This window comes from Streptomyces sp. M92, from assembly GCF_028473745.1.
Classification (GTDB): Bacteria; Actinomycetota; Actinomycetes; order Streptomycetales; family Streptomycetaceae; genus Streptomyces.
Genome location: NZ_CP101137.1, coordinates 299,246 through 318,011, shown reverse-complemented (window position 1 = coordinate 318,011; position 18,766 = coordinate 299,246). Strand labels below are relative to the sequence as shown.

The following is an 18,766-nucleotide window of genomic DNA, read 5'->3' as shown; positions in this document are numbered from 1 at the left end:
GGTGCGGTGAACCTGTGACTTCCGTCCCGCCCCGGGCATCGCCGCCGATCGCGTTGTCACACCCGGCTGGCACCATGGCCTCATGAACATCGTGCTCTTTCACTCGACCCTCGGCCCCAGGCCCGCGGTGCGGCAGGCCGCCGACCGGCTGCGCGACGCCGGGCACCAGGTCTGGACCCCGGACCTCTTCGAGGGCCGTACCTTTGACACGGTCGAGGAGGGCATGGCCCACCAGGACGGGATCGGCCGGGAGGAGCTGCTCAAGCGCGCGGTGCTGGCCGCGGCGCCCTATTCGGAGCGGGGACTGGTGTACGCGGGCTTCTCGCTCGGCGCCTCCATCGCCCAGACCCTCGCCCTCGGCGACCACCGGGCGCGCGGCCTGCTCCTGCTGCACGGCACGTCGGACATCGCGCCCAACGCCTCGGTCGACGAGCTGCCGGTCCAGCTGCACGTCGCCGAGCCGGACGCCTTCGAGACCGACGACTGGCTCAGCGCCTGGTATCTCCAGATGGGCCGCATCGGCGCCGACGTCGAGGTGCACAGATACGCCGGAGCAGGCCACCTCTACACCGACCCCGAGCTGCCGGACTACGACGCGGAGGCCGCCGAGGCCACCTGGCGGGTGGCGCTCGGCTTCCTCGACTCGCTCCAGGAGACCGGGGCGGAGACCGGGGCTCAGACGGGCGAGTAGACCCGCTCCACCCGCTGCGTGCCGCTGCGCGTGCGGTACGAACGGGCCCACTTCGACGTCGCGTCCGGGTCGGTGCGGTCGGAGACGACGTAGTAGTCCATCTGCGCCCGCTCCGCCGTGATGTCCAGCACGCCGTAGCCGTGCCGGTCGGTGTCGACCCAGTGCACGTGCCGGTTGGCGGCCCGGATCACCGGCGCCGCGATCGCCGAGACGGTGCCCTCGGGGACCTTCACGATGTCGTCGAGGTTGTCGGAGGTCACCGAGGTGACGACGAACTCCGTGGCGGCCGAGGCGGACAGCGGGTACGTGGCGGCGTTGTGCGGCACGTCGTTGGCCCAGGACATGTGGATGTCGCCGGTCAGGAAGACCGTGTTGCGGACGGCGTTCGCGCGCAGGTGGGCCAGCAGCTCGCGGCGGTCGTCGGTGTAGCCGTCCCACTGGTCGGTGTTGAGGGCCAGGCCCTCCTTGGGCAGCCCCAGCAGCTCGGCCAGCGGCTTCAGCAGCCAGGCGGGGATCGAGCCGATGGCGAACGGCGAGATCATCACCGGGTTGCCGACCAGCCGCCAGGTGGTGTCCGAGGCGGCCAGTGAGGACTTCAGCCAGTCCATCTGGGCCCGGCCGGTGATGCTGCGGTCCGGGTCGTCGACCTCCCCGTTGCCCAGCGCCACCTGCTGGGAGCGGAAGGAGCGCAGGTCCAGCAGCGACAGGTCGGCCAGCTTGCCGAAGCGCAGCTTGCGGTAGGTGGTCCCGGCGATCGCGGGACGGACCGGCATCCACTCGAAGTAGGCCTGCTTGGCGGCGGCCCGGCGCGCCGCCCAGGCCCCCTCGGCGCCCTCCGTGTGGTTCTCGGCGCCGCCCGACCAGGTGTCGTTGGCGATCTCGTGGTCGTCCCATATCGCCACGACCGGCGCGGCGGCGTGCAGCGCCTGGAGGTCGGGGTCGGTCTTGTAACGGCCGTGCCGGACGCGGTAGTCGGCGAGCGACAGGATCTCGTGGGCGGGCGCGTGCGGCCGTACGACGGTGTCGCGGGTGCCGTACTCGCCGGTGCCGTACTCGTAGATGTAGTCGCCCAGGTGCAGCCAGGCGTCCAGGTCGCCGCGGGCCGCGAGATGGCGGTACGAGGAGAAGTGGCCGGCCTCCCAGTTGGCGCAGGAGACCACGCCGAAGCGCAGGCCCGGCACCGCGGCGCCGGCCGCGGGGGCGGTGCGGGTTCGGGCGGCGGGGGAGTCGGTGGGGCCGGCGGAGAAGCGGAACCAGTAGTCCGTGGCGGGCGCCAGGCCCCGGACGTCGGCCTTCACGGTGTGGTCGGAGGCGGCGGTCGCGGTGACCGAGCCCTTGGCGACGACGTTCGTGAAGTCCTTGTCCTCGGCGACGACCCAGCTCACCTCGGTGTCCGGGCCGGTTCCGGAGCCCGGCACGGCCCCGGGGACCGGGGTCACCCTGGTCCACAGCAGGACGCCGTCGGGCAGCGGGTCGCCGGAGGCGACGCCGTGCAGGAAGGCGGGGGCGGCGCCGGCGGCACCGGCGGGCGGGGCGGCGGCGAGCGGGGCCGCCAGAACGGCGCCGGCCGCCGCGGCCTTGACGACCGTACGGCGGCTCGGGGTGCGGGTGCCCGTGCGTGCGGTGGACGACGGGACGGGGGTCGCGGATGATCTGTGTCGACTGGTCACGGACGATCAGGTTACTGATCGGTATGCGCCCGAGCGGGCGAACTCGCAAAAGTTCGCCCGCTCGTCGACGTGCGTACGGCTGGGGCCCGCCGCTTGACGCTGCCTACTTGGTGACGCCCGCGTCCTTGAGCGCCTTCTGCCACTCGGCGTCCGTGCCCGGCGTCTCGATCACCTTGTCGTTGATCTTGACGGTCGGGGTCGACTGGACGTCCTCGGCCTTCTGGAAGGCGTCGCTCATCTTCATCGCCCAGGCGTCGTAGGTGCCCTTCTCCACGGCGTCCTGGAACTTCTTGTTGTTCTTCAGGGCGTCGACCGAGTCGGCGACCTTGATCAGGTAGTCGTCCTTGGCGAACTCGTCGGTCGACTCCGACGGGTGGTACTCGGCGGAGTACAGCGCGGTCTTGTAGTCGATGAACGCCTCGGGGGAGACGTTCAGCGCGGCGCCGAGGGCGCTGAGGGCGTTCTTGGAGCCCTCGCCGCCGAGGTTGCCGTCGAGGAAGGTGCCGATGGTGAAGGAGAGCTTGTAGGTGCCGTCCTCCATGCCCTTGTTGACGGCCTCGCCGATGGTCTGCTCGAAGTTGGCGCAGCCCGGGCAGCGCGGGTCCTCGTAGAGGTGGACGACGTGGTCGCTCTTGGACTCGCCGAGGGTGACCGTCGTGCCGTTCTTGCCGGAGGTGTTGGCGGGGGCCACCACCTCGGCGTCGGCGGCCTTCTCCCACTTCGAGGGCTGGTTGCTCTGGACGACGGCGTAGCTGATGCCGCCGGCTATCGCCAGCACGCCGACGATCGAGCAGGCCACGACGACCTGCCGCTTGACCTTGTCGCGCTTGGCCTGGCGCTCGCGCTCCAGACGCAGCCGCTCACGGGCCGCCGACTTCGCCGCCTGACTGTTCCGCTTGCTCATGGTGGTGTTCTCTCCGGGGACGCGCACACGGGTGTGTGCGGGATGTGTACGGGGGACTGCCGGTGCTCGGTCGCGTGTCGCGCGAAGGCGCGCGTGTCACACGAAGGCGACCGAGCACGGCGGTCCGCGCCGTCCCAGGGAGTGCGTGAGGATCGCCTCGCGGGCGTCGGCGGTGCGGTGGGCCAGGGCCGCCGGGCGGCGCACCGCCGGGGCCCGGCGGACGTTCACCGCCGCGACGGCCAGCAGCAGCGGCCGGAAGGTGGTCGCGGCCACCGCGCTCAGCAGCTGGGCCAGCGCGCGCTCGCCGCGCCGCAGCCAGGCCGCCGCCAGCAGCCCGACCCCGATGTGCGCGCCGAGCAGCAGCCAGGCGGTCCGGGGGTCCGCGTCGGCGAGTGCGGTCGCCAGCCGGTCGGTCTCGGCGCCGGTCACCCGGGTCAGCGGGGCGGCGACCCCGGCGTGGACGCCGGTCCCGTCGCCGCACAGCACGTCGAAGCCGACCGAGCGCAGCGGGCCCGCGACCGGGCCGCCCGCCCTGCCGTAGCAGACGTGCTGGCCGGTGGTGAAGACCGTGTCGGCGGCCAGCTCCAGCGGGATCAGCAGGGCGGCGATCCGCCCGAAGCCGCGCTCGCGCCGCCCGGCCAGGGCGTACGCGATCAGGAACACGGCGGCGCCGACGGCCGCCACCGTGGGCAGCGGCAGCGGAACCCCGGACAGCAGCACGTGCGACGCGGTGCTGAGCGTCACGACGAGTGCCGTGAACAGCGCCGCGCGTACGGCTCTGAGTGGGGTTCCGGATATGTCCATAGCGATAGAAGAGTGTGTCACGGGGGCCGGTAAGGGACCCCTAAAGGATTGCTGTGAGAAGGGCGACGGTTACCGAACCGGAATGGTCACAGACCCGGGATCCGGCCGTTGCGGAAGAGGTCCACGAAGGTCTGGTGGTCGGCACGCGCGCGTGCCCCGTACCGGTGCGCGAAGTCGACGAGCAGGGGCGCGAAGCCCTCCTCGTCGGCCGCGATCGCCGCGTCGATGGCCCGCTCCGTGGAGAACGGCACCAGGGACTCCCCGGACTGGTCGTCCGCCGCCGCGTGCATGGCGGCGGTGGCCCGGCCCAGGTCCGCGACGACCTCGGCGATCTCCTCCGGGTCGTCGATGTCGCCCCAGTCCAGGTCGACGGCGTACGGCGAGACCTCGGCGACCAGCTGTCCCGCGCCGTCCAGCTCGGTCCAGCCCAGCCACGGGTCGGCGTGCGCCTGGAGGGCGCGCTGGGAGATCACCGTGCGGTGGCCCTCGTGCTGGAAGTAGTCCCGGATCGCCTGGTCGGTGATGTGCCGGGAGACCGCCGGGGTCTGGGCGTGCTTGATGTAGATCACGACGTCGTTCTCCAGGGCGTCGCTGTTGCCCTCCAGGAGGATGTTGTACGAGGGCAGGCCGGCCGAGCCGATGCCGATGCCGCGGCGGCCGACGACGTCCTTGACGCGGTAGGAGTCGGGGCGGGCCAGGGAGGACTCCGGGAGGGTCTCCAGGTAACCGTCGAAGGCGGCCAGGACCTTGTAGCGGGTGGCCGCGTCCAGCTCGATGGAGCCGCCGCCCGGGGCGAAGCGGCGCTCGAAGTCGCGGATCTCGGTCATCGACTCCAGCAGGCCGAACCTGGTCAGGGACCGGGCGACGCGCAGGGCGCCCAGCAGGGGCCCGTCGGCGGTGTCCAGCGTGAAGGGCGGCACCTCGTCGCTCTTGGCGCCGGTGGCCAGGGCGTGGATCCGCTCCCGGTACGCCTCCGCGTACACCCGCACCAGCTCGGTGATCTGCTCGTCGCTGAGCGCCTTCGCGTACCCGATCAGCGCGACGGAGGCGGCGAAGCGCTTGAGGTCCCAGGTGAAGGGGCCGACGTAGGCCTCGTCGAAGTCGTTGACATTGAAGATCAGCCGGCCGGTGGAGTCCATGTACGTGCCGAAGTTCTCCGCGTGCAGGTCGCCGTGGATCCACACCCGGGAGGTCCGGTCGTCCAGGTAGGGGCCGCCGGCCTGGGAGCCGAACTCCTTGTCATCGGTCAAATCGTGGTAAAAGAGGCATGCGGTGCCGCGGTAGAACGCGAAGGCGGAGGCGGCCATCTTCCGGAACTTCACGCGGAACGCCGCCGGATCCGCGGCCAGCAGCCGGCCGAAGGCGGCGTCGAAGACGGCGAGGATCTCCTCGCCGCGGTGCTCCTCGTTGAGCTGCGGGACCGACATGCCGGGTGCCTCCTGGTGCGGATGGTGCTGTGACGGGTGGAGCGGATCTCCACTCGGACCAACGTTCGAAGGCGGGCGGGAGTGCCCGCGTCCGGGCGTCCGCACCGACGCGCGGACCCGCCCCCGAAGGTACGCGGGGAGTCCCCGGAGTGTCAGTGGCGAGGCATAGACTTCGACGCTGACCCCCCGGACTGACCGCAGCCCGTAGCCCACAGTTTTCTCAGGAGGCCGCACGTGTCCAAAGCGCCGTTCACGCACCTGCACGTCCACACCCAGTACTCGCTGCTGGACGGTGCCGCGCGGCTGAAGGACATGTTCAACGCCTGCAATGAGATGGGCATGACGCACATCGCCATGTCCGACCACGGCAACCTGCACGGGGCGTACGACTTCTTCCACTCCGCGCAGAAGGCCGGGGTCACCCCGATCATCGGCATCGAGGCGTACGTGGCGCCCGAGTCCCGCCGCAACAAGCGCAAGATCCAGTGGGGCCAGCCGCACCAGAAGCGGGACGATGTCTCGGGTTCCGGCGGCTACACCCACAAGACCATGTGGGCGACGAACAGCACGGGACTGCACAACCTCTTCCGCCTCTCCTCCGACGCGTACGCCGAGGGCTGGCTGCAGAAGTGGCCGCGGATGGACAAGGAGACCATCTCCCAGTGGTCGGAGGGCATCGTCGCCTCCACCGGCTGCCCCTCCGGCGAGGTGCAGACCCGGCTGCGCCTCGGCCACTTCGACGAGGCCGTGAAGGCGGCCGCCGACTACCAGGACATCTTCGGCAAGGACCGGTACTTCCTGGAGCTGATGGACCACGGCATCGACATCGAGCACCGGGTGCGCGAGGACCTGCTGCGGATCGGCAAGAAGCTCGGCATCCCCCCGCTGGTCACCAACGACTCGCACTACACCTACGCGCACGAGGCGAGCGCCCACGACGCCCTGCTGTGCATCCAGACCGGCAAGAACCTCTCCGACCCGGACCGCTTCCGCTTCGACGGCACGGGCTACTACCTGAAGTCGACGGACGAGATGTACGCCGTCGACTCCTCCGACGCCTGGCAGGAGGGCTGCGCCAACACGCGCCTGATCGCCGAGATGATCGACACCACCGGCATGTTCGAGAAGCGCGACCTCATGCCGAAGTTCGACATCCCCGAGGGGTACACCGAGGTCACCTGGTTCCAGGAGGAGGTCCGCCGCGGCATGGAGCGCCGCTTCGCGGGCCAAGTTCCCGAGGACCGCCAGAAGCAGGCCGAGTACGAGATGGACGTCATCATCCAGATGGGGTTCCCCGGCTACTTCCTCGTGGTGGCCGACTTCATCATGTGGGCCAAGAAGAACGGCATCGCGGTCGGCCCCGGCCGAGGCTCCGCGGCCGGCTCGATCGTGGCGTACGCCATGGGCATCACCGACCTCGACCCCATCCCGCACGGCCTGATCTTCGAGCGGTTCCTCAACCCCGAGCGCGTCTCCATGCCCGATGTCGACATCGACTTCGACGAGCGTCGGCGCGTCGAGGTGATCAGGTACGTGACGGAGAAGTACGGCGCCGACAAGGTCGCCATGATCGGCACGTACGGCAAGATCAAGGCGAAGAACGCCATCAAGGACTCCGCGCGCGTGCTGGGCTACCCGTACGCGATGGGCGACCGCCTCACCAAGGCCATGCCCGCCGACGTCCTCGGCAAGGGCATCGACCTCGACGGCATCACCAACCCGGAGCACCCCCGCTACAGCGAGGCCGGCGAGATCCGCTCGATGTACGAGAACGAGCCGGACGTGAAGAAGGTCATCGACACCGCCAAGGGCGTCGAGGGCCTGGTGCGGCAGATGGGCGTGCACGCGGCCGGCGTGATCATGTCGAGCGAGCCGATCGTCGACCACGCCCCGCTGTGGACCCGGCACACCGACGGCGTGACCATCACGCAGTGGGACTACCCGCAGTGCGAGTCGCTCGGCCTGCTGAAGATGGACTTCCTCGGCCTGCGCAACCTCACGATCATGGACGACGCCGTCAAGATGGTGAAGTCCAACAAGGGGATCGACCTCGACCTGCTGTCACTGCCGCTGGACGACCCGACGACCTTCGAACTGCTCCAGCGCGGCGACACGCTCGGCGTCTTCCAGTTCGACGGCGGCCCCATGCGGTCCCTGCTGCGGCTGATGAAGCCCGACAACTTCGAGGACATCTCCGCCGTCTCCGCGCTCTACCGCCCCGGCCCCATGGGCATGGACTCGCACACCAACTACGCGCTGCGCAAGAACGGCCTCCAGGAGATCACGCCGATCCACAAGGAGCTGGAGGAACCCCTCCAGGAGGTCCTGGCGGTCACCTACGGCCTGATCGTCTACCAGGAGCAGGTGCAGAAGGCCGCCCAGATCATCGCGGGCTACTCGCTCGGCGAGGCCGACATCCTGCGCCGCGTGATGGGCAAGAAGAAGCCCGAGGAACTGGAGAAGAACTTCGTCATCTTCCAGGCCGGCGCCCGGAAGAACGGCTACAGCGACGAGGCCATCCAGGCCCTGTGGGACGTGCTGGTCCCCTTCGCCGGCTACGCCTTCAACAAGGCGCACTCGGCCGCGTACGGACTGGTCTCCTACTGGACGGCGTACCTCAAGGCGAACCACCCCGCCGAGTACATGGCCGCCCTGCTCACCTCGGTCAAGGACGACAAGGACAAGTCGGCGGTCTACCTCAACGAGTGCCGGCGCATGGGCATCAAGGTGCTGCCGCCCAACGTCAACGAGTCCATGTCGAACTTCGCCGCGCAGGGCGACGACGTGATCCTCTTCGGCCTCTCCGCCGTGCGCAACGTCGGCACCAACGTGGTCGAGTCGATCATCCGGTGCCGCAAGGCCAAGGGTAAGTACGCCTCCTTCCCCGACTACCTGGACAAGGTGGAGGCGGTCGTCTGCAACAAGCGCACCACCGAGTCGCTGATCAAGGCCGGCGCCTTCGACGAGATGGGCCACACCCGCAAGGGCCTCACCGCGCAGTACGAACCGATGATCGACAACGTGGTCGCGGTCAAGCGCAAGGAGGCCGAGGGGCAGTTCGACCTCTTCGGCGGCATGGGCGAGGAGACGAACGACGAACCGGGCTTCGGCCTCGACGTGGTCTTCGGCGAGGACGAGTGGGACAAGACCTACCTCCTCGCCCAGGAGCGGGAGATGCTCGGCCTCTACGTCTCCGACCACCCGCTCTTCGGTCTGGAGCACGTACTGTCCGACAAGGCCGACGCGGGCATCTCCCAGCTCACCGGCGGTGACTTCGGCGACGGCGCGGTCGTCACCATCGGCGGCATCATCTCCGGCCTCCAGCGCAAGATGACCAAGCAGGGCAACGCCTGGGCCATCGCCACCGTCGAGGACCTGGCCGGCTCCATCGAGTGCATGTTCTTCCCGGCGACCTACCAGCTGGTGTCCACACAACTGGTCGAGGACGCCGTGGTGTTCGTCAAGGGGCGCCTGGACAAGCGCGAGGACGTGCCCCGGCTGGTCGCGATGGAACTGATGATCCCCGACCTGTCCAATGCGGGCACCAACGCGCCGGTGGTCCTCACCATCCCGGCGACCAGGGTCACCCCGCCGATGGTCAGCCGCCTCGGCGAGATCCTCACCCACCACCGGGGCGACAGCGAGGTGCGGATCAAGCTCCAGGGGCCGACGAAGACGACCGTCCTGCGCCTGGACCGGCACCGGGTCAAGCCCGATCCCGCCCTGTTCGGCGACCTGAAGGTGCTGCTGGGCCCGTCCTGCCTGGCGGGTTGAGCCGTGCGGCAGCGGTGACGGGCGAGGGGCGCCCCGGCCTCCGGGTGCGCCCCTCGTCGGTGCGGGGCCGCCACGGCCCCTCGCACGGGTGTCAGTTGTGGCCGAAACGCTTCTGCCGCTTGCGGGACGCGGCGTCGCCGGGCGTCGTCAGCTGCGGGGAGTGCTGCTCCTCGCGGTCCATGACGGCGGACTCGGCGGACTGCGGGGTACGCGCGGACTCGGGCTGCTTACGGTCACGGTTGTTCTTGTTCTTGGCCATGGTGATCTACCTCCTGAGGGGGATCTAGGGGCCAGGGCCGTTTTCAGATTCACACAGCCCAACAAAGAACGCATATCGGGCAATTACCGTGCGTGACGCGTCCCGTCGGGGTGCCGAATCCGCAGCGGGGTGCGGAAACGCCACGCCGAAGATCGAGTTCGCGCCGTTAACCTCCGCGTGGTCGGGCAGACTCGAAGGAAGCCCGAAGCAAACCTCCCGGAAAGAGGGTGGATCGCGTGGACCGCTGCATCGTCCTGGTGGACGCCGGGTATCTGCTGGGGGCCGCCGCCAGTCTCCTCGCCGGTGAGCCCTCTCGCTCCCGCATCACCGTCGATCACGCCGCCCTCATCCAGGGTCTGCGCGACCGCGCCGAGTCGGACACGCAGCAGCCCCTGTTGCGCATCTACTGGTTCGACGGTGCCCCCGACCGCGTCCCGCAGCCCGAGCACCGCCGGCTGCGCGTGATGCCCCGCGTCACCGTCCGCCTCGGTGCCCTCACCCGAAGCGACGGGCGCTGGGCGCAGAAGGGCGTGGACGCCGCCATGCACGCCGAGCTCACCGAACTGGCCCGCAACCGCGCCTGCTCCGACGTCGTCCTCGTCACCGGCGACGGCGACCTGCTGCCCGGCATGATGGCCGCCAAGGAGCACGGTGTCGCCGTACACCTGTGGGCCGTCCAGGCCGCCGACGGCGACTACAACCAGTCCGAGGACCTGGTCGCCGAGGCCGACGAGCGCCGAGTCCTGGACCGCGTGTGGATCACCAAGGCCGTACGCGCCAAGGAGTTCGGCGGCGTCTGCGCGCCGCCGCCCGTGCCCCGCCCCGAGATCGCCGCGATCCTCTCCGCGCCGCTGCCCGAATCCGCCCTCTCCGCGACCACCGAGCGGCCCGCCCGGGAGCCCGAGCACCCCGTACGGCCCGACACCGCGCGCAACGGCACCGCGGAACGCGCGGCACCCCCCAAGGGCGTCCCCACCCCCAAGGACCTGGCCGCTCTGCGCGCCCCCGGCGCCCACCCCGCCCCGCACCCCCCGACCTCGGCCACCCTGCGCTGGTCCTCCGACAAGGGCTGGGTCGACCGGCCCGCCGCCGAACCGGCCGAGGCCGCCTCCATGCCGACGCTCGCCCAGCTCACCACGGCCGAGCAGCGCTGGGCCGACCGCGAGGAGGACATCACCACGGTCGGCGGCGACCCGTACGAGGTCGGCCAGGTCTTCGCCCGCCGCTGGCTGGAGCGCCTCGGCGACCACGGCCACCTGCAGCGGCTGTCCGGGATGTACCCCCGCATCCCGCACCGCGTCGACGGCGAGCTGCTGCGCTACGCCGCCCGCTTCGGCCTGCTCGCCCACAAGGACGACCAGATCGACGAGCACGACCGGTACGCGATCCGGGCCGGTTTCTGGCGCGAGGTCGACGTCCGCACGGCGACCGAGCGCACCCCCGCGCCGGAGTAGGGCCCCTCCGGTGTCCCCCGGCGTCGCTCCCGGCCCTCCCCGTGCCTCCCGCGACTGAATCGACACTTATGGGCGGACCCGAGGGCGGGGCGGAGGGGCGGACCCCGTAGTCTCGTCCCTTGTGAGTACGCGCGCGGCACAGGCACATCGACCCCGTGGCGATGCCGTGTGCGCGGTGCGCGCACTGACCAAGACCTATCCGGCGGTACGCGGCCGGCGCGGCGTTCCCGCCACTCCCGAGGTGCGGGCCACCGACGACGTGACCCTGGACATCCGCCGCGGTGAGATCTTCGGTCTGCTCGGACCGAACGGAGCCGGCAAGTCCACCCTCGTACGCCAGCTGACCGGCCTGATGCGGCCCGACAGCGGCAGCGTGGAGATCCTCGGCCACGACATCGTGCGCCACCCCGAGCGGGCTGCCCGCATCCTCGCCTACCTCGGGCAGGAGTCCAGTGCCCTGGACGAGCTGACCGTGTCGCTCGCCGCCGAGACCACCGGGCGGTTGCGCGGCCTGGAGGTGCGCCGGGCGCGCGCCGAGCGGGACGCGGTCCTCGACGAGCTGGGCCTCACCCCGCTCGCCTCCCGCCCGATCAAGAAGCTCTCCGGCGGCCAGCGCCGTCTGGCCTGCTTCGCCGCCGCGCTGGTGGGCCAGCGCCCGCTGCTCGTCCTGGACGAGCCGACCACCGGCATGGACCCCGTGGCCCGGCGCGCCGTGTGGGCGGCCGTCGACCGGCGGCGCGCCGAGTCCGGCAGCACCGTCCTGCTCGTCACCCACAACGTCATCGAGGCCGAGACCGTCCTCGACCGGGTCGCCGTCCTCGACCGGGGACGCGTGATCGCCTGCGACACGCCCTCCGGCCTCAAGGAGAAGGTCGCCGGCGAGGTCCGCGTCGACCTGGTGTGGCGCGAGAGCGCACCGCTGAACGTCCCCGAGGTCGCCGCCCTGCGCGACCGCGCCGCCGAGTCCGGACGCCGCTGGACGCTCCGGCTCGCCCCCGAGGAGGCCCGCGCGGTCGTCGCCACCGTCACCGGCGGCGCCGCCTTCGCCGCCCTGGACGACTTCACCCTCGCCACGCCCAGCCTGGAGGACGTGTACCTGGCCCTGGGCGGCGCCGCGCGGCAGGGGCTGGTGAGGGCGTGAGCACTCCGACGGCGAGCAGCGGGAGCAGGGTGAGCACACCGGCCGCCGCATCCGTACCCACCGGGACGGCCGTGACGAACGAGCCCGGCCGCCGGCGAGCTTCGAAGGACCCGACGAAGGGGAGCAGCGCGACGTGAGTGTCGTACCCGCCGATGTTCTGCCGGGCGGTGCCCTGGCCGCCGAGGAGCAGGGCGCCGTCGGCGCGGCCGAGCTCGGGCCCAAGGCGCGGCTGTGGCCCTCCCTGGTGGCCGTGTACCGGGCGCAGCTGTCCCGGGCCCGGGTCGCGCGCATCCCGCTGCTGTTCGTGGCCACCTTCCAGTCGATCGGCATCATGGTCCTGATGCGCGGCGTCGTGGACGGCGGCGGCGAGGCGCGGGCCGTGGTCGCCGGATCGGCGGTGCTCGTCGTGGCCTTCGTCGCGCTGAACCTCCTCGCCCAGTACTTCGGGCAGCTGCGCGCCAGCGGCGGCCTCGACCACTACGCGACTCTGCCGGTGCCGCCGGCCGCGGTGGTGCTGGGCGCGGCGGGCGCGTACGCGTCCTTCACCGTGCCGGGGACCGTGGTGACGGCGGTGTTCGGGTGCCTGCTGTTCGGGCTGCCGATGACCCATCTGTGGGTGCTGGTGGCCGTGATCCCGCTGGCGGGCGCCGCGCTCGCCGGGCTGGGCGCGGCCCTGGGGCTGCTCGCGCCCCGGCCCGAGTTCGCCACCCTCCTCGGCCAGCTGGGCATGTCGGCGGCGCTGCTGCTGGGCGTGCTGCCCGCCGAACGGATGCCCGAGGTGGTCCGCCTCGCGAGGGACCTGCTGCCCTCGACGTACGGCGTGGAGGCCTTCGCGCGTACGTTCGGGGACCGGCCCGACTGGGCCTTCGTCCTCGGCGACCTCGCGGTGTGCGCCGGGGTCGGCGTGATCTCGCTGGCCGTCGCGACCTGGGCCTACCGCCGGGCCGCCGTCCGGTGAAGCGCCGCGCAGGCGGGTTTGGCACGATGGCGGGGTGACCGCTCCTCTGCCTCCGCCACCGCCCCCGAACGAACGCTCGTCGTACCAGGGCGGCCCGGTGCCGCCGCCCGTCGGTGCGCACGCGGTGGGCACCCCGCCCGGCGCCCCGTACGGCACGCACGGCGAGCACGGAGAACAGGACGGTCCCGGAATGCTGAGCGAAGTGCGGCAGGCAGCCGTGACCGTGGCGGCGGTGACCCTCTCCGGGCTGCTGCTGGGCGTGCTGTGGTGGCAGCTGGCGCCGAGCGTGCCGCTGGTCGGTGAAGTGGTCGGCGACCGGTGGCTGGTCTACCTCAAGGAGTCCGAGGGCGAGCACTCGGTCGGTGTCGACGGCACCTTCACGCTGCTCGCGCTCGCGTTCGGCGCGCTGAGCGCGGTGGCCGTGTTCCTGCTGCGGCGGCGCGGGGGCGTGCCGCTGGTGGTGGCGCTGGGCGCGGGCGGGCTGCTCGGCTCGGTGCTGGCCTGGCGGTTCGGGCTTTGGCTCGGGCCGACCCAGGACGTCGTCGCGCACGCCAAGGACGTGGGCAAGGGCGTGACGTTCTCGGCGCCGCTCAAGCTGGGGGCGAAGGGCGCGCTGCTGGCGTGGCCGATCGCGGCGCTGGTGGTCCACCTGGGCCTGACCGGGCTGTTCGGGCCCCGCGACCCGGAGCCCGACCCGTGGCCCGCGCCGTACGGGGAGAAGTCCGCGTAGGGCGGACCGCCGGGCCGGCTGTCATGCGGGGCGGCGGCCGTGGTTGGCCCTGCCCTTCCGGGTGCGCCACTTGCGTTTGCGCGTTCGCTTCGACATGTCCTGTCTGATTAGCGGAGAACCGCGCGGCCGTCGAGGGAGTGCGCGTGGTGGGCCGGGGCGGGGGCGCGCGTTCGTAGACGGATTGTGCGCCGTCGATCGGGTGCGGGGCGTGTGTTCGTTGTGGGGGTGTGGGCGGACGGTCGGACGGCGGTTCGTGCCTGGTCGGCGGGGTTGTGCGCGGTTGATTGGCCGGGGGCGTGCGGTTGCCGAGGGGTGTGGGGGTCGGTCGGAGGGCGGGCTGTGAGTTCGTCGGAGGGGCGTGCGCGGGCGATTGTGGTGCGGGCTGTGAGTTCGTCGGAGGGGCGTGCGCGGGCGATCGTGGTGCGGGCCGCGCGTTCGTCGACGGGTTGTGCGTGGTCGTTCGGGTGAGGGCCCTGTGCGGGCGATGAGGTGCGGTCCGCGCGTTCGTCGACGGGGTTGCGCGTCCGTCGAGCCCTACGCGCGGCCGATCGGGGCGAGGACCGCGTCCGTGAGCCCGGCCAGGTCCTCGGGGGAGAGCTCGACCTCCAGTCCCCGGCGGCCAGCCGAGACGCAGATCGTGGTGTGGCCCGACGCCGAGGCGTCCAGGACCGTGGGCAGCCGCTTGCGCTGGCCCAGTGGGGAGATGCCGCCCCGCACGTAGCCCGTGGTCCGCTCGGCCAGGGCCGGGTCGGCCATCGTCGCGCGCTTGCCGCCCACCGCGGCCGCCAGCGCCTTCAGGTCCAGCTGGCCCGCCACCGGCACCACCGCGACGGTCAGCGCGCCGTCCACGTCCGCCACCAGCGTCTTGAAGACCCGCTCCGGACTGACGCCCATCGCCTCGGCCGCCTCCTCGCCGTAGGACGGGTGCGCGGGGTCGTGGTCGTACGCGTGGACCGTGTACGCCACCCCGGCCGCCGTCAGCGCCACCGTCGCCGGGGTGCCGCCGGACTGCTGCTGTTTCCTGGACTTCTTCGCCATCCGGGCCAGTACCTCGGCTATCTCAGTTGAGACTCGTGGGGCCGCGCGTCAGGTCCGACGACGGCAACGACGGCAGCGTACGGATGATCGCCGTCTCCGCGCGAAGGAGTTTCAGCTCGTCGCGCAGGCGGGAGGCCGTGTCCGGGGCCTGGAGCAGGCGCTGCTTCGTCGGAGTGTCCAGCATCATCGCGGCGGCGACCAGATAGGAGACCACGCCCGGCTCGTCCGGCAGCTCGGTGCCGGTCGACAGCGACCGCTCGCGGGCCCCCGCCAGCCGCTTCTGGTACTGCCGGAAGGACCGCAGCACGCCCTCGGCCAGCGCGCCCGCCTCGTCGCCGGGCTCCTCGTCCAGCGGCTCCAGCTCGGCCGTCAGGAACGGGCCCGAGGCCTCCACCGAGCGCAGCCGCACCCGGGTCGTGCCGGTCGCCAGCACCTCGAAGGTGCCGTCGGCGCGCTCGCGGATCGTCGCCGCGTCCGCGACGCAGCCCACCTTGTGGAACGCCTTGAGCGGGTCCGGCCCGAACCCGGCCGCCGGGCCGACCTCGGGCTGCGCCGTCGGATCGGGCAGGCCGGGCGCGGTCCGGGCCACCTCGTGGCCATCGCGGATCGCCACGACGGCGAACCGGCGCGGTTCGTCCTCGGGGGTCTTCAGCAGCTCGCGCATCATGGCGCGATAGCGCTCCTCGAAGATGTTGAGCGGGAGCACCAGCCCCGGGAACAGAACCGAGTTCAGGGGGAAGAGCGGAAGCCGGACGGTGGTCACGACGCAGAAGCCTAATGGTCGTCCGCGCGGACGTGCCCGCCGCGCCCACTTCGTGGATGACCCGAACCCGCCGTACCCGGTGTGGAGGCCGCCGCCGCGCGGACGTCCGCACGCACCTGGAGGAAGCGGCCGAGGGGGTCCTCCGCGTCCTGGTCCCAGGGGAAGGAGGTGACGTACGGTCCGGTCAGACGCAGTTGCTCGGCGGCGTCCTGGCGGCGCTCCAGACGCAGCAGGACGTACGCCAGGAGGTTGCGCAGCCCGGCGGGCCACGGGTCGGCCGCCGGGTGGGTCGCCGAGAGGGCGATGGCACGGTCGGCGGCCGCGTCCAGGCGGTCCCGGTGCGCGCCGGCCGGGTCGTCGGCTCCGCCCGCGGTGAGACAGGCGAAGGCCGCCCGCAGGGGCAGCGCCCGCAGCGGCGAGTCCCCGGGCGAGTCCTGCGCGGCGGTCTCGGCGAAGTCCAGGCACTCGCGGTGCGCGCCCGGCGAGGCGGCGGCCAGGTACTCCAGGGCGGACACGTGGCAGCCGTAGTGGTGCGGGGCCCGGCGTACCGCCTGTGCCCACAGCCGCTCGAACTCCGCGTGTCCGGCGCGGGCGCCCCGCGCGGCGTCCAGAGCGGTCCGCCACGGCACCGGGTCGCGTCCGGCCGCCTCGGCGGCCGCCGTGACCGCGGGGGCCGCCTGGCGCAGCAGCTCGGCCCGGGCCGGCGAGTCCCAGTGGCGGTCCACCGTCAGCCGGCCCTCGACCAGCAGCGCGTCGGGGTCGCCCGGAGCGGCGGCGCGCCAGCTCTCCAGCCACTCGGCCCGGGAGCGGGCGAACGAGGCGAGCCCGGCCGTGTAGCGGTCCCGGTGCTCCCACTCGGCCCGTTCACGGGTGGCGGCGAGGAGAGCGGCCGCGGGGGTGTGCTCACCGTGGGCCGCCGCGACCAGGGCGGGGGCGAGACGGTCGTCCGGGGCGTCGAGGAGCACGTCGTCGTCTTGGGCGGGCCGGGACGCCCGAGAACGGGCCCGGGCCGCCGTCCGGAGGAACGCGCGCAGCATGGCCAGTACGACGGCCGACGGTTCGCGAAGGTTGTGCGGTGGCGCGCCGCCTTCGGCCGTTCGGGGGCGGCCCGTACCAGCGTGGGGCGTCGCCGGATGGGGCGGCCGTCGCCGGGGCTGCGGGAGGTGCTGGTGCGGGTGCTGGTGGCGGTGCTGGTGGTCCGGGTGGTGCGGACGGCCGCTGGCGGCTCTGCCGGGCGCGGACCCCGCGCCGAATCGCGGAGCTGCCGTCTCCGCGGCGAACCGCGTCCCCCCCCCGCCCGCGAGCCGGCAAGGCCCACGGCCGCAGACGACGCGAAGGCCTCTACGGCCCACGGCCGCAGACGACGCGAAGGCCTCTACGGCCCACGGCCGCAGACGACGAGAAGGCCTCTACGGCCCACGGCCGCAGACGACGAGAAGGCCTCTACGGCCCACGGCCGCACACGACGAGAAGCCCCCTACGGCCCGTCGGCGTCCGCGAAGGCAGCGGAGCCCCACCGCACACCCGCAGAGGGCTCAGCCCCTCCGCAGCAGCCGTGTCGCCCCCGCCGCCACCGTCGTCGCCAGGATCCAGCCCAGCAGGATCAGTGCCGTCGCCAGCCACTGCCAGCCGTCGCGGAGCTGCCAGAAGCCGACCTGGCCCAGGTCGATGACCGGCAGGAGCAGGTCCAGGGCGAAGAGGGCCGGGTTCCAGTCCGGGTGCTCGCCGGCCTTCAGCGGGGGCGGGTCCGCACGGGCGAAGGCGAGCGAGCCCGCCGCCCACAGCACCGCCATCCACACCGCCGCCCGGCCCGGCCGGTAGCCGTAGGCGACCGTCCAGTCCTGTGCGTACCCCACGAGTTTCGCGGCGACGGGCAGACTCTCGCGGCGCCGGCGGTGCTTGGCGAGCAGCACCTCGCGGGCGTCCTCGTCCTCGCCGCCGGCCCGCAGCACGGCGGCGAGCCGCTCGTACGGCTCCGGGTGGTACTCGGCGGTCGCGGCGCCCACCCACCGCAGCCGCTTCTCCAGCGGGAACGGCCCCCGCGGCACCAGGTTCTCGTAGGCGAAGCCGCCCATGTGCAGCCGGCCGGGGCCGGGCCAGCTGTCCGCCCGGTCCATCAGGTTCACCACCCGCGCCCCCGACAGCACCACCCGCCCGCGCGCCGGCCGCTCGCCGAGGAAGCGCAGCTCGGGCGTCTGCACCCGGCGCAGCGACAGCTCCTGGTCGTCGGTGAAGGTGAACCGGGCGTGCTCGAAGTCGACGGCGTCGCCGAACCGGCCGTCGTCCAGCCGCACCCCGCCCTCGCACTCGAAGCGCTGGATGCGGGTGCCCTGCGCGGGGGTGGTGCCGCGCAGCAGCGGGCTGCCCAGCCCGGCCGGAGTCATGTACAGCGTGCGTTCCACCGTCAGCTGCGGGGCGTTCAGCGCGTGCCGGGTGTACGGGTTGAGGAGCCGGGCGCCGCGCAGGCTCAGTGAGACGCCGACCTGGGCGCTGCGCAGGCTCACCTCGCCGTGCGACTCCAGCATCTCGGCCTGGAGGTCCTGCCCGACGGTCATGCCGTCCGCGGCTATGGCGCGGCCACTGCGGTCCCGGTGCACGACCGCCTGATTGAGCAGCAGGTCGGTGCCTATCTGGGCGTCGGTGAGCCGGATGCCGCCGCGGAACCGGCAGCGCGGCAGGTGCAGGTCGCCCTCGGTCTTCAGCCGGGCCGCCTCCAGGCGCGGCACCGAGCAGTCCACCAGCCGCACCGTCGTGAACCGGGTCTCCGGCAGCACCACCTCCCGGTCGAAACGGCACGCCCGCAGCTCCACGTACGGCTCCACCGTGCCGCCCGCGAGGTCCATCGTGTCGCTGATCCGCACGCCCACGAGCTGCAGCGAGGAGACCCGTCCCGCGAGCGCGGGCGGGCCGTCGAGGAGCAGCCAGCACAGGATGCGGGCCCGCACGGTCCGCTCCGCCCCCCAGGGGTGCCCGCCGTGCGGGTCGTCCACCAACGCCTCGCCGCTGGACAGGTCGTACACGCTGCCGTTGCGGAAGGCCTGCCACATGCCCGCCTCGGCGGCCGTCAGATCGTCCGGCAGCTCTCCGTCACGGTGGCCGGCCCCCTCGGTCACGGCGCTTCACTCCCTCCCCAACTACTCGTCGGTCGCTCAC

15 protein-coding genes are annotated in these 18,766 nt (G+C 72.4%); 6 read left to right on the top strand and 9 right to left on the bottom strand.

Translation table 11 applies throughout. The features are described from left to right. Positions 1–37: 37 nt before the first annotated feature. On the top strand, positions 38–691 hold the full coding sequence (locus M6G08_RS01455) for a dienelactone hydrolase family protein (protein WP_272591223.1): 654 nt from the start codon (positions 38–40) through the stop codon (positions 689–691). On the opposite strand, the gene M6G08_RS01450 is transcribed toward M6G08_RS01455, so the two are convergent. The 4 genes from M6G08_RS01450 to M6G08_RS01435 form a co-directional block, all read right to left on the bottom strand. Next, entirely contained in the window at positions 676–2,361 is a 1,686-nt protein-coding gene (locus M6G08_RS01450) for an alkaline phosphatase D family protein (RefSeq protein WP_272585368.1), read from the bottom strand. The two genes, M6G08_RS01455 and M6G08_RS01450, sit on opposite strands and share 16 nt — an antisense overlap. A 103-nt stretch (positions 2,362–2,464) precedes the next feature. Further along, a complete protein-coding gene (locus tag M6G08_RS01445) occupies positions 2,465–3,265 on the bottom strand; it encodes a DsbA family protein (RefSeq protein WP_272585367.1) in 801 nt (266 codons plus the stop codon). A 96-nt stretch (positions 3,266–3,361) separates the two neighbouring features. Then, positions 3,362–4,069: a hypothetical protein gene (locus tag M6G08_RS01440; RefSeq protein WP_272585366.1), complete on the bottom strand. Its 708-nt coding sequence runs from the start codon at positions 4,067–4,069 to the stop codon at positions 3,362–3,364. Positions 4,070–4,155: 86 nt separating this feature from the next. Next, a complete protein-coding gene (locus tag M6G08_RS01435) occupies positions 4,156–5,496 on the bottom strand; it encodes a DUF2252 domain-containing protein (RefSeq protein ID WP_272585365.1) in 1,341 nt (446 codons plus the stop codon). 234 nt (positions 5,497–5,730) lie between these two features. Between M6G08_RS01435 and dnaE the strand changes: the two genes are divergently transcribed. After that, on the top strand, positions 5,731–9,270 hold the full coding sequence (dnaE, locus tag M6G08_RS01430; RefSeq protein ID WP_272585364.1) for a DNA polymerase III subunit alpha: 3,540 nt from the start codon (positions 5,731–5,733) through the stop codon (positions 9,268–9,270). Positions 9,271–9,361: 91 nt separating this feature from the next. On the opposite strand, the gene M6G08_RS01425 is transcribed toward dnaE, so the two are convergent. Beyond that, on the bottom strand, positions 9,362–9,529 hold the full coding sequence (locus M6G08_RS01425) for a hypothetical protein (protein ID WP_272585363.1): 168 nt from the start codon (positions 9,527–9,529) through the stop codon (positions 9,362–9,364). A gap of 236 nt (positions 9,530–9,765) precedes the next feature. Between M6G08_RS01425 and M6G08_RS01420 the strand changes: the two genes are divergently transcribed. The 4 genes from M6G08_RS01420 (at position 9,766) to M6G08_RS01405 (ending at position 13,812) form a co-directional block, all read left to right on the top strand. Beyond that, on the top strand, positions 9,766–10,983 hold the full coding sequence (locus M6G08_RS01420) for an NYN domain-containing protein (RefSeq protein WP_272585362.1): 1,218 nt from the start codon (positions 9,766–9,768) through the stop codon (positions 10,981–10,983). A 166-nt stretch (positions 10,984–11,149) separates the two neighbouring features. Next, entirely contained in the window at positions 11,150–12,124 is a 975-nt protein-coding gene (locus M6G08_RS01415) for an ABC transporter ATP-binding protein (RefSeq protein WP_272585361.1), read from the top strand. Between the two features lie 133 nt (positions 12,125–12,257). Continuing rightward, a complete protein-coding gene (locus tag M6G08_RS01410) occupies positions 12,258–13,082 on the top strand; it encodes an ABC transporter permease (RefSeq protein ID WP_272585360.1) in 825 nt (274 codons plus the stop codon). Positions 13,083–13,116: 34 nt separating this feature from the next. After that, positions 13,117–13,812 carry an AAA family ATPase gene (locus tag M6G08_RS01405; protein WP_272585359.1) on the top strand — a complete coding sequence of 232 codons (696 nt, stop codon included), beginning with the start codon at positions 13,117–13,119 and terminating at the stop codon, positions 13,810–13,812. Between the two features lie 534 nt (positions 13,813–14,346). Here the strand turns inward: M6G08_RS01405 and ybaK are convergent. The 4 genes from ybaK to M6G08_RS01385 all read right to left on the bottom strand — a co-directional run bounded on the left by ybaK (position 14,347) and on the right by M6G08_RS01385 (position 18,726). Continuing rightward, positions 14,347–14,850 carry a Cys-tRNA(Pro) deacylase gene (gene ybaK / locus M6G08_RS01400; RefSeq protein WP_272585358.1) on the bottom strand — a complete coding sequence of 168 codons (504 nt, stop codon included), beginning with the start codon at positions 14,848–14,850 and terminating at the stop codon, positions 14,347–14,349. Positions 14,851–14,872: 22 nt separating this feature from the next. Continuing rightward, on the bottom strand, positions 14,873–15,613 hold the full coding sequence (locus M6G08_RS01395) for an LON peptidase substrate-binding domain-containing protein (RefSeq protein WP_272585357.1): 741 nt from the start codon (positions 15,611–15,613) through the stop codon (positions 14,873–14,875). A gap of 11 nt (positions 15,614–15,624) precedes the next feature. Further along, positions 15,625–16,650, bottom strand: a complete 1,026-nt coding sequence (locus M6G08_RS01390; protein ID WP_272585356.1) for a hypothetical protein — start codon at positions 16,648–16,650, stop codon at positions 15,625–15,627. A 498-nt stretch (positions 16,651–17,148) separates the two neighbouring features. Continuing rightward, complete coding sequence (locus M6G08_RS01385) at positions 17,149–18,726, bottom strand: oxidoreductase (RefSeq protein WP_272585355.1); 1,578 nt, start codon at positions 18,724–18,726, stop codon at positions 17,149–17,151. Positions 18,727–18,766 lie beyond the last annotated feature (40 nt).

Bases quoted from the DNA above. Each gene is read 5' to 3' on its own strand.
- M6G08_RS01425 (WP_272585363.1), bottom strand. From the start codon at position 9,529: ATGGCCAAGAACAAGAACAACCGTGACCGTAAGCAGCCCGAGTCCGCG.
- M6G08_RS01390 (WP_272585356.1), bottom strand. From the start codon at position 16,650: ATGCTGCGCGCGTTCCTCCGGACGGCGGCCCGGGCCCGTTCTCGGGCG.
- M6G08_RS01435 (WP_272585365.1), bottom strand. From the start codon at position 5,496: ATGTCGGTCCCGCAGCTCAACGAGGAGCACCGCGGCGAGGAGATCCTC.
- ybaK (WP_272585358.1), bottom strand. From the start codon at position 14,850: ATGGCGAAGAAGTCCAGGAAACAGCAGCAGTCCGGCGGCACCCCGGCG.
- M6G08_RS01440 (WP_272585366.1), bottom strand. From the start codon at position 4,069: ATGGACATATCCGGAACCCCACTCAGAGCCGTACGCGCGGCGCTGTTC.
- M6G08_RS01445 (WP_272585367.1), bottom strand. From the start codon at position 3,265: ATGAGCAAGCGGAACAGTCAGGCGGCGAAGTCGGCGGCCCGTGAGCGG.